Genomic DNA, 13,316 nt, shown 5'->3' on the forward strand with positions numbered 1-13,316 from the left:
AGGCGAACATTGTTGGTGACGCGAAGGAGACAGGCAGATGTCCGGCCACTCTAAATGGGCTACGACGAAGCACAAGAAGGCCGTGGTTGACGCCAAGCGCGGCAAGCTCTTCGCGAAGCTGATCAAGAACATCGAGGTCGCGGCCCGTATGGGCGGTGCCGACATCGATGGCAACCCGACGCTCTTCGACGCCATCCAGAAGGCCAAGAAGAGCTCGGTCCCGAACAAGAACATCGACTCCGCGGTCAAGCGCGGCGGTGGTCTTGAGGCCGGCGGCGCCGACTACGAGACGATCATGTACGAGGGCTACGGTCCGAACGGTGTCGCGGTGCTCATCGAGTGCCTCACCGACAACCGCAACCGTGCCGCGTCCGACGTGCGTGTCGCCATGACCCGCAACGGCGGTTCGATGGCCGACCCGGGCTCGGTCTCGTACCTGTTCAACCGCAAGGGCGTCGTCCTGCTGCCCAAGGGCGAGCTCTCCGAGGACGACGTCCTGGAGACGGTGCTCGACGCCGGTGCCGAAGAGGTCAACGACCTCGGCGACAGCTTCGAGATCATCAGCGAGGCCACCGACATGGTCGCGGTCCGTACCGCGCTCCAGGCGGCCGGCATCGACTACGACTCGGCCGACTCCAACTTCCTGCCGACCATGCAGGTCGAGCTGGACGAAGAGGGCGCGCGCAAGATCTTCAAGCTGATCGACGCGCTGGAGGACAGCGACGACGTGCAGAACGTCTTCGCCAACTTCGACGTCTCGGACGAGGTCATGGAGAAGGTCGACGCCTGACCGGACGTCAACGGTGGGCCGACGGGGACACCCCGTCGGCCCACCGTCGTTTCCGTCCCCGCCACTGCCGGCCCGCCGCTGCGCCCGGCGGGTCGGTCCGTGCTGTCGGTGCACTGTCACAGGCGGCCGGTAGCCTGCACACCTGCGCGAAGAAGGAGGTGGCGGTGGTGCGAGTACTGGGTGTTGACCCCGGGCTGACGCGGTGCGGTGTCGGCGTCGTCGAGGGCGTGGCCGGACGGCCGCTGACCATGATCGGCGTGGGGGTCGTACGGACGCCCGCGGACGCCGAGTTGGGCCACCGGCTCGTCGCCATCGAGCAGGGCATCGAGGAATGGCTCGACACGCACCGGCCCGAAGTCGTCGCCGTGGAGCGGGTGTTCAGCCAGCACAACGTCAGCACCGTGATGGGCACCGCCCAGGCGAGCGCCGTCGCGATGCTGTGCGCCGCCCGCCGCGGGATACCGGTCGCCCTGCACACCCCCAGCGAGGTCAAGGCCGCCGTCACCGGCAGCGGCCGGGCCGACAAGGCCCAGGTCGGAGCCATGGTCACCCGGCTGCTGAGGCTGGACGCACCACCCAAGCCGGCGGACGCCGCCGACGCCCTCGCCCTCGCCATCTGCCACATCTGGCGGGCCCCCGCCCAGAACCGCCTCCAGCAGGCGGTCGCCCTGCACGCCTCGAAAGGCCGTACCCGATGATCGCCTTCGTCAGCGGCCCGGTCGCCGCACTCGCCCCCACCCTTGCCGTGATCGAGGTCGGGGGAGTGGGCATGGCCGTGCACTGCACGCCCACCACCATCTCCGGCCTGCGGATGGGGGAGCAGGCCCGGCTGGCCACCTCCCTGGTCGTTCGCGAGGACTCGCTGACCCTGTACGGCTTCGCCGACGACGACGAGCGCCAGGTCTTCGAGATCCTGCAGACCGCCAGCGGGGTCGGGCCGAGGCTCGCCCAGGCGATGCTCGGCGTGCACAGCCCCGACGCCCTGCGCCTGGCCGTCTCCACCGGCGACGAGAAGGCGCTGGTGGCGGTGCCGGGCATCGGCAAGAAGGGCGCCCAGAAGCTACTCCTCGAACTGAAGGGCAAGCTGGGGGCTCCACTGGGCAGCAGCGGCCTCGTGGGCGCCCAGCGCGCCGCGGCCTCCGGGCCCGCCCCCTGGACCGAGCAGCTCTCCGCCGCCCTGATCGGCCTCGGCTACGCCTCGCGCGACGCGGAGGACGCGGTCGCGGCCGTCACCCCGCAGGCCGAGGCCGCCATCGCCGCAGGCGGTTCGGCCCCGGTTCCGCAGCTCCTGCGGGCCGCCCTCCAGTCCCTGAACCGGGCCCGCTAGCCGAGCGCCGCCACTTGCAGCCCCGCCGGCGATCGAGGCGCGGGTCCGGGCAGCGCCCGGGAAACGGCGAAAGGGCGGGGTGGGGGAAAGCCCCGTAGGGACCGGCCCGCAGGCGACCGACCACCGTACGAACCGAGAAGGCAGACTGACAGCGTGAACTGGGAAGACGAGAGCGACGACCGGATCGTGGCGGCCGCCGCCGACGGCGAGGACACCGCCGTCGAGGCGGCGCTGCGCCCCAAGGACCTCGGCGAGTTCGTCGGCCAGGAGAAGGTCCGCCAGCAGCTGGACCTCGTCCTCAAGGCGGCCCGCCAGCGCGGAGCCACCGCCGACCACGTCCTGCTCTCCGGTGCGCCCGGCCTCGGCAAGACCACCCTGTCCATGATCATCGCGGCCGAGATGGGCGCGCCCATCCGCATCACCTCCGGCCCCGCCATCCAGCACGCCGGCGACCTCGCCGCGATCCTCTCCTCCCTCCAGGAGGGCGAGGTCCTCTTCCTCGACGAGATCCACCGCATGTCCCGGCCCGCCGAGGAGATGCTCTACATGGCCATGGAGGACTTCCGCGTCGACGTGATCGTCGGCAAGGGACCCGGGGCCACCGCCATCCCGCTGGAGCTGCCGCCGTTCACCCTGGTCGGCGCCACCACCCGGGCCGGACTGCTGCCCCCGCCGCTGCGGGACCGCTTCGGCTTCACCGGGCACATGGAGTTCTACGCCCCCGAGGAGCTGGAACGCGTCATCCACCGCTCCGCCCGCCTCCTCGACGTGGAGATCGACACCGCCGGCGCCGCCGAGATCGCCGGACGCTCCCGCGGCACCCCGCGCATCGCCAACCGCCTGCTGCGCCGCGTCCGCGACTACGCACAGGTCCGGGCGGACGGCGTGATCAACCGCGAGGTGGCCGGTACCGCCCTCCAGGTGTACGAGGTGGACGGGCGCGGCCTCGACCGACTGGATCGCGCCGTTCTCGAAGCCCTGCTCAAGCTGTTCGGCGGCGGACCCGTGGGCCTGTCCACCCTCGCCGTGGCCGTCGGTGAGGAGCGGGAGACCGTGGAGGAGGTCGCGGAGCCGTTCCTGGTCCGCGAGGGGCTGCTCGCGCGCACCCCCCGGGGGCGGGTGGCGACGCCCGCCGCATGGGCTCACCTGGGACTCGTACCGCCGCAGCACGGCGGGAGTGGATCAAGCGGACAACAGGGCTTGTTCGGGGCCTGACGGCGCGGAGGTTCGACCCCTCAGGAACTGCGGTGCCATGCTGGGCGTTGTTCCATCGGTGCGGACTCGCCTAGACTCCGCCGATGCCGACCCTTCGGGTCGGCGTGCCCACCCCCGTAGAAAAGGCCGCCGTCCGCGTGCGGTCGTGCGAAGGATCTCCGTCCCGTGAATCTCGTGACACTCCTCCCGTTCATCGTGCTCATCGGGGCGATGTTCCTGATGACCCGCTCCGCGAAGAAGAAGCAGCAGGCCGCCGCGCAGATGCGCGACCACATGACGCCCGGCACCGGGGTCCGCACCATCGGCGGCATGTACGCCACGGTGAAGGAGATCGGTGACGACACGGTCACTCTCGAGCTGGCTCCCGGCGTCCACGCGATCTTCGCGAAGAACTCCATCGGTGCCGTTCTGGAGGACGCGGAGTACAACCGCATCGTCCACGGCATCGGCGACGACGAGGCGACCGACACGCCGGTCGTCCCGGACGACGCCTCCTCGCTGACCGAGGCGCCGAAGGCGGACCTCACCAAGGACGAGGACGAGGCTCCCAAGCTCGACCTGGGCAAGAAGGACGAGGACGCGCCCAAGGGCGACGACGAGCCCAAGGACGGCAAGTCCGACGGCGAGGCCGGCGCGAAGTAACGCTCGGCGGGGGACCGTGGAGGCGCCCGACCGGCGACCGGCACGGTCCCCGTCTGTGACACTTCTGCGGGGGGCAGGGGTCCCCACCACACATTTCGTGGCCGTCCCCGCGCTGACCCGGCGCGGGACGGTTGGACAGGGAGAAACGACAAGGTGGCAGCACCGAAGAAGGGCCGGCGGCCCACGGGGGCTCAGGGGAGGCCGGGGCGCGCCCTGGCGATCATCCTGATCGCGATGGTGGCGCTCACCGCGGGGATGTTCCTCTCCAAGCAGACGACTCCCAGGCTGGGCATCGACCTCGCCGGCGGCACGAGCATCACGCTCAAGGCCAAGAGCGAGCCCGGCAAAGAGAGCGCCATCAACGAGACCAACATGAACACGGCGGTCGGCATCATCGACCGCCGCGTCAACGGTCTCGGCGTGTCCGAGGCAGAGGTCCAGACCCAGGGCCGCGACCACATCATCGTGAACATCCCCAAGGGGACGAACGAGCAGCAGGCGCGCGAGCAGGTCGGTACCACCGCCCAGCTGTACTTCCGCCCGGTCATCGCCTTCGCGGACGGCTCCCCGGCCGCTCCCGAGGGCACCGCGAGCCCGAGCCCCTCCGCGAGCGGCTCCGGGGCTCCCAAGGCCGGAGACGGCAAGACCAGCCCCTCCGCCACCCCGTCGTCCAGCGCCACTTCCCAGGGCCGCGCGCTCAGTGAGGCCCTCAAGGCCCCGGCCGCGCCCACTCCCTCGCCCTCGGCGAGCGAGTCGAAGAAGGCAGACGACACCAAGGCTCCGTCGCCGTCCGCCTCCGCCTCCACGCCGGCGACCGGCGACGAGGCCGCCGCCGCGGCCCTCCAGGCCAAGTTCGCGGCGCTGGACTGCAACAACGAGGCGCAGCGCGCCGCCGCCGGCCAGGGCGCCAAGCCCGAGGAGCCGATGATCGCCTGCGGTCAGCGCGGCGACGCCTGGGGCAAGTGGGTGCTCGGCCCGGCCCAGGTCAACGGCCAGGACGTGAAGGAAGCCAAGGGAGTCATCGACCCCCAGCGCGGCCAGTGGATCGTCACCATGCAGTTCACCGACAAGGGCGCCGACAAGTTCGCCAAGATCACCGGTGAGCTGGCCACCAAGCAGATGCCGCAGAACCAGTTCGCGATCGTGCTCGACGGCCGGGTCATCTCCGACCCGTCCGTGAGCCAGGCGCTGACCGGTGGCAACGCCGAGATCTCGGGCGGCTTCACCCAGCAGTCCGCGCAGGACCTGGGCAACATGCTCTCGTACGGCGCCCTGCCGCTCTCCTTCAGCGAGGACAGCGTCACCACCGTCACCGCCGCGCTCGGCGGCGAGCAGCTGAAGGCCGGCCTGATCGCCGGCGCCATCGGCCTGCTCCTCGTGGTGATCTACCTGCTGGTGTACTACCGGGGCCTGGCCTTCATCGCCATCGTCAGCCTCCTGGTCTCCGCGATCCTGACCTACACGATCATGTCGCTGCTCGGAAAGGGCATCGGCTTCGCGCTGAACCTGCCGGCCGTCTGCGGCGCGATCGTGGCGATCGGCATCACGGCGGACTCGTTCATCGTGTACTTCGAGCGCATCCGGGACGAGATCCGCGAGGGCCGCACCCTGCGTCCGGCCGTCGAGCGCGCCTGGCCGCGTGCCCGTCGCACGATCCTGGTCTCCGACTTCGTGTCGTTCCTGGCCGCGGCCGTGCTGTTCATCGTCACGGTGGGCAAGGTCCAGGGCTTCGCCTTCACACTGGGTCTTACGACCCTGCTCGACGTGGTCGTGGTGTTCCTCTTCACCAAGCCCGTCATGACACTGGTGGCGCGTACGAAGTTCTTCGCCAGCGGTCATCCGTGGTCCGGGCTGGACCCGAAGCGGCTGGGCGCCAAGCCTCCGCTGCGCCGGTCCCGCCGTACCGGTTCCGCACCCGCCCCCGTAGACGCAAAGGAGGCGTGAGAGATGTCGAAGCTGGGAGATCTCGGCGCCAGGCTGTACCGCGGTGAGGTCGGCTACGACTTCGTCGGCAAGCGCTTTCTCTGGTACGGCGTTTCCATCCTGATCACCATCACGGCGATCGTCGCCCTGGCCGTCCAGGGCCTCAACATGGGCATCGAGTTCAAGGGCGGTGCCGTCTTCACCACCCCGAAGTCGACCGTCTCCGTGGCCAAGGCGACGGAAGCCGCGGAGAAGGCCTCGGGCCACGACGCGATCGTCCAGGAGCTCGGCACCGGCGGCCTGCGGATCCAGATCTCCGGTCTGGACACCGCCGCCGCGACCGATGTCAAGAAGGTCCTCGCCGCCGACCTCAAGGTCAGCGAGGCCGACGTCAACGCCGACCTGGTCGGCCCCAGCTGGGGCGAGCAGATCGCGAACAAGGCCTGGACCGGCCTCGGCGTCTTCATGGTCCTCGTGGTGATCTACCTGGCCATCGCCTTCGAGTGGCGGATGGCGGTCGCGGCGCTGATCGCGCTGATCCACGACCTCACCATCACCGTCGGCGTGTACGCGCTCGTCGGCTTCGAGGTCACGCCGGGCACGGTCATCGGTCTGCTGACGATCCTCGGTTACTCCCTCTACGACACCGTCGTCGTCTTCGACGGTCTCAAGGAGGGCTCGAAGGACATCACCAAGCAGACCCGCTGGACGTACAGCGAGGTCGCCAACCGCAGCATCAACGGCACCCTGGTCCGCTCGATCAACACCACGGTCGTGGCGCTCCTCCCGGTCGGCGCGCTGCTGTTCATCGGCGGCGGCTTCCTGGGCGCCGGCATGCTGAACGACATCTCGCTGTCGCTGTTCGTCGGCCTCGCGGCCGGTGCGTACTCCTCGATCTTCATCGCGACCCCGCTGGTCGTCGACCTCAAGGAGCGCGAGCCGGCGATGAAGGCGCTCAAGAAGCGGGTGCTCGCCAAGCGGGCGGCCGCGGTGGCCAAGGGCGAGTCCCCGGACGAGGCCTACGAGGCCGAGGACGAGCCGCAGGTCGTGGCGCAGGGCCGGCCGGGGCGGCGGCGTTGACCGCGCCGCTGTCCGAGGACACGCGGGACCTGCTCCTCAGCCGGATCAAGGACGTGCCGGACTACCCGAAGCCGGGCGTGATGTTCAAGGACATCACCCCGCTGCTGGCGGACCCCAAGGCGTTCGCCGCGCTGACGGACGCGCTGGTGGAGCTGGCCGGACGGTACGGCGCGACGAAGATCGTCGGTCTGGAGGCGCGCGGGTTCATCCTCGCGGCTCCGGTCGCGGTGCAGGCCGGGATCGGCTTCGTGCCGGTGCGCAAGGCCGGAAAGCTGCCGGGTGCGACGCTCGCGCAGTCGTACGAGCTGGAGTACGGCACCGCGGAGATCGAGGTCCACGCCGAGGACCTGTCGGCCGGTGACCGGGTCATGGTCATCGACGACGTGCTGGCCACCGGCGGTACCGCCGAGGCCTCGCTCTCGCTGATCCGGCGGGCCGGCGCGGAGGTCGCTGGCGTGGCGGTCCTGATGGAGCTGTCGTTCCTCCCGGGCCGGGCCAAGCTGGCGCCCGCCCTGGGCGAGGCTCCGCTGGACGCGCTGATCGTGGTCTGAATCTCTTCGCTTGCCGAGCGGCGGGTATCCGGGACATCCCGGGTGCCCGCCGCTTTCGTTTCCGGGTGCGGACCGGTCGCCGGGGGCCGGAACCCCAGCAGCGGAGCCGCACACGGGACGGGCTCGCGGAACGAGGGGGCCGAACCCTCGCTACCATGGGTTGTCCGGACCGGACACGGGCACCGGATCCGCTGAGGAGCGCTCTTGCCAGACGAGGTCCAGCCAATCTCCGCCGCGCAGCCCGACCCGCAGGCCGAGCAGACCACGGCGGCCCCCGCCACGCCCCCGCCGGCCCCGCCGGTGCCGCCGGTCAAGCCCGCGTCGGCGAAGTCCGCCGGGTCGTCCAACCGGGTGCGTGCCCGTCTCGCCCGGCTCGGCGTGCAGCGCTCGAACCCGTACAACCCGGTTCTGGAGCCGCTGCTCCGTATAGTCCGCAGCAACGACCCGAAGATCGAGACGTCGACGCTGCGCCAGCTGGAGCAGGCCTACCAGGTGGCCGAGCGCTGGCACCGCGGCCAGAAGCGCAAGAGCGGCGACCCGTACATCACCCACCCGCTCGCGGTGACCACCATCCTCGCCGAGCTCGGCATGGACCCGGCCACCCTCATGGCCGGTCTGCTGCACGACACCGTCGAGGACACCGAGTACGGCCTCGAAGACCTGCGCCGCGACTTCGGCGACGCCGTGGCCCTGCTCGTCGACGGCGTCACCAAGCTGGACCGGGTGAAGTTCGGCGAGGCCGCCCAGGCGGAGACCGTCCGCAAGATGGTCGTGGCGATGGCCAAGGACCCGCGCGTCCTGGTCATCAAGCTCGCCGACCGGCTGCACAACATGCGCACCATGCGCTACCTCAAGCGGGAGAAGCAGGAGAAGAAGGCCCGCGAGACCCTTGAGATCTATGCCCCGCTGGCTCACCGGCTGGGCATGAACACGATCAAGTGGGAGCTCGAAGACCTCTCCTTCGCGATCCTCTACCCCAAGATGTACGACGAGATCGTGCGCCTGGTCGCCGAGCGCGCGCCCAAGCGGGACGAGTACCTCGCCGTCGTCACCGACGAGGTGCAGGTCGACCTCAGGGCCGCCCGCATCAAGGCGACCGTGACGGGCCGCCCGAAGCACTACTACAGCGTCTACCAGAAGATGATCGTCCGAGGCCGTGACTTCGCGGAGATCTACGACCTGGTGGGCATCCGTGTCCTCGTCGACACCGTCCGGGACTGCTACGCGGCCCTGGGCACCGTGCACGCGCGATGGAACCCGGTCCCCGGCCGGTTCAAGGACTACATCGCGATGCCCAAGTTCAACATGTACCAGTCGCTCCACACGACGGTCATCGGACCCAGCGGCAAGCCCGTCGAGCTGCAGATCCGCACCTTCGACATGCACCGCCGCGCCGAGTACGGCATCGCCGCGCACTGGAAGTACAAGCAGCAGACCGTCGCCGGCACCTCCAAGGTCCGCACCGACGTCCCGCAGGCCGCCAAGGGCAGCGCCGGCCAGGACACGGTCAACGACATGGCCTGGCTGCGCCAGCTGCTGGACTGGCAGAAGGAGACCGAGGACCCGGGCGAGTTCCTCGACTCGCTGCGCTTCGACCTCTCCCGCAACGAGGTCTTCGTCTTCACCCCCAAGGGCGACGTCATCGCGCTGCCCGCCGGAGCCACCCCCGTGGACTTCGCGTACGCCGTCCACACCGAGGTCGGCCACCGGACGATAGGGGCCCGGGTCAACGGCCGGCTCGTCCCGCTGGAGTCCACGCTCGACAACGGCGACCTGGTCGAGGTCTTCACCTCCAAGGCCGAGGGCGCGGGTCCGTCCCGCGACTGGCTCGGCTTCGTCAAGTCCCCGCGGGCCCGCAACAAGATCCGCGCCTGGTTCTCCAAGGAGCGCCGCGACGAGGCCATCGAGCACGGCAAGGACGCCATCGCGCGGGCCATGCGCAAGCAGAACCTGCCGATCCAGCGCATCCTGACCGGCGACTCGCTCGTCACCCTCGCGCACGAGATGCGCTACCCCGACATCTCCTCCCTGTACGCGGCGATCGGCGAGGGCCACGTGGCCGCGCAGGGCGTCGTACAGAAGCTGGTGGCGGCCCTCGGCGGCGAGGAGGCGGCCAACGAGGACATCGAGGAATCGATCCCGCCGGCACGCGGCCGCAAGCGGCGCACCAACGCCGACCCGGGTGTCGTCGTCAAGGGCGTCGACGACGTGTGGGTCAAGCTGGCCCGCTGCTGCACCCCGGTGCCGGGCGACCCGATCATCGGGTTCGTCACGCGCGGCAGCGGCGTATCGGTTCACCGCGCGGACTGCGTCAACGTCGACTCGCTCTCCCAGCAGCCCGAGCGGATGCTGGAGGTCGAGTGGGCGCCCACCCAGTCCTCGGTCTTCCTGGTCGCCATCCAGGTCGAGGCGCTGGACCGGTCCCGGCTGCTGTCGGACGTCACCCGGGTCCTGTCGGACCAGCACGTCAACATCCTCTCGGCGGCCGTCCAGACCTCCCGCGACCGGGTGGCCACCTCCCGGTTCACCTTCGAGATGGGCGACCCCAAGCACCTGGGGCACGTCCTGAAGGCCGTCCGGGGCGTCGAGGGCGTCTACGACGTCTACCGCGTGACCTCGGCCCGCAGGCCGTAACACGGACGAGGGCCCCGGTACGGAGATCCGTACCGGGGCCCTCGCACATCCGCGGGCGGCCGCGCAGAAGTCAGCCGCCGAACTCCTCCAGGCCCTTCAGCGCCTGGTCCAGCAGGGCCTGGCGGCCCTCCAGCTCGCGCGAGAGCTTGTCGGCCTTGGCGTTGTTGCCCGCCGCGCGCGCCGCGTCGATCTGCTCACGCAGCTTGTCGACGGCCGCCTGGAGCTGGCCCGTCAGACCGGCCGCACGGGCCCGCGCCTCCGGGTTCGTACGGCGCCACTCGCCCTCCTCGGCCTCCTGGATCGCCCGCTCGACCGCGTGCATACGGCCCTCGACCTTCGGCCGGGCGTCCCGCGGCACGTGGCCGATGGCCTCCCAGCGCTCGTTCAGGGAGCGGAACGCGGCACGGGCAGCCTTCAGGTCCGTTACGGGTACGAGCTTCTCGGCCTCGTCGGCCAGCTCCTCCTTGAGCTTCAGGTTCTCGATCTGCTCGGCGTCACGCTCCGCGAAGACCTCGCTACGGGCCGCGAAGAACACGTCCTGCGCACCGCGGAAACGGTTCCACAGGTCGTCCTCGGACTCGCGCTGCGCCCGGCCCGCCGCCTTCCAGTCGGCCATCAGCTCGCGGTAGCGGGCAGCCGTCGGACCCCAGTCGGTCGACTTCGACAGCGACTCGGCCTCCGCGACCAGCTTCTCCTTCACCTTGCGGGCATCCTCGCGCTGCGCGTCCAGCGAGGCGAAGTGCGCCTTGCGGCGCTTGGAGAAGGCGGAACGCGCGTGGGAGAACCGGTGCCACAGCTCGTCGTCCGACTTGCGGTCCAGACGCGGCAGCCCCTTCCAGATGTCCACCAGGGCGCGCAGCCGCTCACCGGCACTGCGCCACTGGTCGCTCTGGGCCAGCTGCTCGGCCTCGACGACCAGCGCGTCCTTGGCCGCACGGGCCTCGTCCGTCTGCTTGGCCTTCGCCACCTTGCGCTCTTCGCGCCGGGACTCCACGGTCGTGACCAGCTTGTCCAGCCGCACCCGCAGGGCGCCCAGGTCACCCACGGCGTGGTGCTCGTCGACCTGCGTGCGCAGGTGGTCGATCGCCGTCTGGGCGTCCTTGGCGGACAGATCAGTGGTCCGCACCCGCTTTTCGAGGAGACCGATCTCGACCACCAGGCCCTCGTACTTGCGCTCGAAATAGGCCAGGGCCTCCTCAGGGGTGCCGGCCTGCCACGATCCGACGACCTGCTCGCCCTCGGAAGTACGCACGTACACGGTGCCCGTCTCGTCGACTCGGCCCCACGGGTCGCTGCTCACAGCGCCTCCTCCACCTGATGCCTTGCGAGGGGTTCACCCCCTGGGCATCGTCCACAGTTTCCTGGGGCGGGCAGCGCCCGCCCTGCACAACGCCAACATAGGCGACCGCCGGGCCGGCTGTCCGCATCCCGCACGACGGAATATCGGCGTACGGGCGGCGGGCCGGCCGGGCCCGGGGTCGCCGCATCACGTCAGTTCTGCGTGACCGCGCCCTTCTCGATCTTGACCTCGGTCTTCGGCGCGCCGTCCTGGCCGCCGTCGACCGTACCGGCCTTCGCGATCTCCTCCAGGACCTTCAGGCCGGCCGCGTCGATCTTGCCGAACGGCGTGTACGTCGGCGTCAGCGGGCTGTCCTTGTAGACCAGGAAGAACTGGCTGCCGCCCGAGCCGGGCTGGCCCGTGTTGGCCATCGCCACCGTGCCGGCCGGGTAGACGACCTGACCCTGCCCGTTGGCCTTGCCCAGCGAGTCCAGGTTCTCGTCCGGGATGTTGTAGCCCGGGCCGCCGCGGCCGGTGCCCTCCGGGTCGCCGCACTGGAGCACGAAGATCCCGCCGGCCGTCAGCCGGTGGCACTTGGTGTTGTCGAAGTAGCCCTTGTCGGCGAGCGACTTGAAGGAGTTCACGGTCTGCGGGGTCTTCGCCGCGTCCATCGTGAAGTTGATGTCACCCGCGCTGGTCTTCAGCGCGAAGGTGTACTTCGCCTTCTGGTCGATCGCCATCTCCGGCGAGGGGGACTGCTTGGGCGCGGGCTCGCTCGCCGAGGCCGACGGGCTCGCGGACGGGTCCGCGGCCTGGTCCTTCTTGTCCTTGTCGAAGACACCGCCCACGATCAGACCCACCAGCGTCGCGATCACCACGGCCACGGCCGCGCCGATCACGGCCGCGCGCTGCCGCGACTTCTTCCGGGCCTCGGCCCGGCGCTTCTGCTGGCGCTCGTACTTCTCCTTGGCGAGCTGTCGCCGTCGCTGATCGCTCGTGACCACCGGGTCGTCTCCTTGTACGTGTCTGGTACTGCTGTCCGGGCTGGGATAGGCCGTACCGTATATGGGTTCGCTGTGTAATGAGCGGCGCCGGTAGGCTCTGAGCAGCAGGATTCCTGTCTGCAGCCTCCCGCCGGACGACGATTGAGGACGAACGTGCTGATTGCCGGGTTCCCCGCAGGCGCTTGGGGCACCAACTGCTACGTGGTCGCCCCCGCCGCCGGTGAGGAGTGCGTCATCATCGACCCGGGCCATCAGGCCGCCCAGGGTGTCGAGGAGACGCTGAAGAAGCATCGGCTCAAGCCCGTCGCGGTCGTGCTGACCCATGGCCACATCGATCATGTGGCCTCGGTGGTCCCGGTGTGCGGAGCACACGACGTACCGGCCTGGATCCATCCCGAGGACCGCTACATGATGAGCGACCCGGAGAAGGCCCTCGGCCGCTCCATCGGGATGCCGCTCATGGGCGAGCTGACCGTGGGGGAGCCGGACGACGTCCGCGAGCTGGCCGACGGCGCCACCCTGAAATTGGCCGGAATGGAATTCTCCGTGGCGCACGCGCCGGGGCATACCAAGGGGTCGGTGACCTTCCGGATGCCCGAGCTGGCCGACATCCCGCCGGTCTTCTTCTCGGGCGACCTGCTCTTCGCCGGCTCCATCGGACGCACCGACCTGCCCGGCGGCTCCCACGCCGAGATTCTCGCATCGCTGGGCCGCGTGTGCCTGCCGCTCGACGACTCGACCGTGGTGCTGTCCGGCCACGGTCCCCAGACCACCATCGGCCGCGAGCGCGCGACCAACCCGTACCTTCGGGAAGTCGCCGCCGGGCTCGGAGACGGCACCGCCGCTCCACGACGAGGAATGTGACGAAAGC

12 protein-coding genes are annotated in these 13,316 nt (G+C 70.2%); 10 read left to right on the forward strand and 2 right to left on the reverse strand.

Annotated features, from left to right (window positions below; genetic code table 11):
• Window positions 1-37 precede the first annotated feature (37 nt).
• From ACFY0D_RS22335 to ACFY0D_RS22375, 9 genes are all read left to right on the forward strand, one after another.
• A complete protein-coding gene (locus ACFY0D_RS22335; protein ID WP_189740212.1) occupies window positions 38-790 on the forward strand; it encodes a YebC/PmpR family DNA-binding transcriptional regulator in 753 nt (250 codons plus the stop codon).
• A 167-nt stretch (window positions 791-957) separates the two neighbouring features.
• Complete coding sequence (gene ruvC / locus ACFY0D_RS22340; RefSeq protein WP_030723598.1) at window positions 958-1,488, forward strand: crossover junction endodeoxyribonuclease RuvC; 531 nt, start codon at window positions 958-960, stop codon at window positions 1,486-1,488.
• Window positions 1,485-2,117, forward strand: coding sequence for a Holliday junction branch migration protein RuvA (gene ruvA / locus ACFY0D_RS22345; protein WP_390799836.1), 633 nt, complete (start codon window positions 1,485-1,487; stop codon window positions 2,115-2,117). Before ruvC ends, ruvA begins: the two co-directional genes overlap by 4 nt.
• 153 nt (window positions 2,118-2,270) lie before the next feature.
• On the forward strand, window positions 2,271-3,332 hold the full coding sequence (ruvB, locus tag ACFY0D_RS22350; protein ID WP_030723602.1) for a Holliday junction branch migration DNA helicase RuvB: 1,062 nt from the start codon (window positions 2,271-2,273) through the stop codon (window positions 3,330-3,332).
• 165 nt (window positions 3,333-3,497) lie between these two features.
• Complete coding sequence (yajC, locus tag ACFY0D_RS22355; RefSeq protein WP_390799837.1) at window positions 3,498-3,974, forward strand: preprotein translocase subunit YajC; 477 nt, start codon at window positions 3,498-3,500, stop codon at window positions 3,972-3,974.
• A gap of 153 nt (window positions 3,975-4,127) precedes the next feature.
• Window positions 4,128-5,918: a protein translocase subunit SecD gene (gene secD, locus ACFY0D_RS22360; RefSeq protein ID WP_390799838.1), complete on the forward strand. Its 1,791-nt coding sequence runs from the start codon at window positions 4,128-4,130 to the stop codon at window positions 5,916-5,918.
• Between the two features lie 3 nt (window positions 5,919-5,921).
• Window positions 5,922-6,977, forward strand: a complete 1,056-nt coding sequence (gene secF / locus ACFY0D_RS22365; protein WP_351162745.1) for a protein translocase subunit SecF — start codon at window positions 5,922-5,924, stop codon at window positions 6,975-6,977.
• Window positions 6,974-7,528 carry an adenine phosphoribosyltransferase gene (locus ACFY0D_RS22370; protein ID WP_390799839.1) on the forward strand — a complete coding sequence of 185 codons (555 nt, stop codon included), beginning with the start codon at window positions 6,974-6,976 and terminating at the stop codon, window positions 7,526-7,528. The genes secF and ACFY0D_RS22370 overlap by 4 nt, the downstream gene beginning before the upstream one ends.
• A 204-nt stretch (window positions 7,529-7,732) precedes the next feature.
• A complete protein-coding gene (locus ACFY0D_RS22375; RefSeq protein WP_390799840.1) occupies window positions 7,733-10,162 on the forward strand; it encodes a RelA/SpoT family protein in 2,430 nt (809 codons plus the stop codon).
• A 70-nt stretch (window positions 10,163-10,232) separates the two neighbouring features.
• Here ACFY0D_RS22375 and ACFY0D_RS22380 read toward each other — a convergent pair whose 3' ends face one another.
• Both ACFY0D_RS22380 and ACFY0D_RS22385 read right to left on the reverse strand, forming a co-directional pair.
• Entirely contained in the window at window positions 10,233-11,462 is a 1,230-nt protein-coding gene (locus ACFY0D_RS22380; RefSeq protein WP_390799841.1) for a DUF349 domain-containing protein, read from the reverse strand.
• Between the two features lie 191 nt (window positions 11,463-11,653).
• Window positions 11,654-12,445 (reverse strand): peptidylprolyl isomerase, encoded by a 792-nt coding sequence (locus tag ACFY0D_RS22385; protein ID WP_390799842.1) that lies wholly within the window; start codon window positions 12,443-12,445, stop codon window positions 11,654-11,656.
• 153 nt (window positions 12,446-12,598) lie between these two features.
• On the opposite strand from ACFY0D_RS22385, the gene ACFY0D_RS22390 reads away from it, so the two are divergent.
• Complete coding sequence (locus ACFY0D_RS22390; RefSeq protein ID WP_373043681.1) at window positions 12,599-13,309, forward strand: MBL fold metallo-hydrolase; 711 nt, start codon at window positions 12,599-12,601, stop codon at window positions 13,307-13,309.
• Window positions 13,310-13,316 lie beyond the last annotated feature (7 nt).

The sequence above is a fragment of the Streptomyces sp. NPDC001502 genome (assembly GCF_042894785.1).
Classification (GTDB): Bacteria; Actinomycetota; Actinomycetes; order Streptomycetales; family Streptomycetaceae; genus Streptomyces; species Streptomyces kutzneri.

Excerpts from the sequence above, each read along its gene's own strand:
- ACFY0D_RS22335 (WP_189740212.1), top strand. The coding sequence starts at position 38 with ATGTCCGGCCACTCTAAATGGGCTACGACGAAGCACAAGAAGGCCGTG.
- secF (WP_351162745.1), top strand. The coding sequence starts at position 5,922 with ATGTCGAAGCTGGGAGATCTCGGCGCCAGGCTGTACCGCGGTGAGGTC.
- ruvA (WP_390799836.1), top strand. The coding sequence starts at position 1,485 with ATGATCGCCTTCGTCAGCGGCCCGGTCGCCGCACTCGCCCCCACCCTT.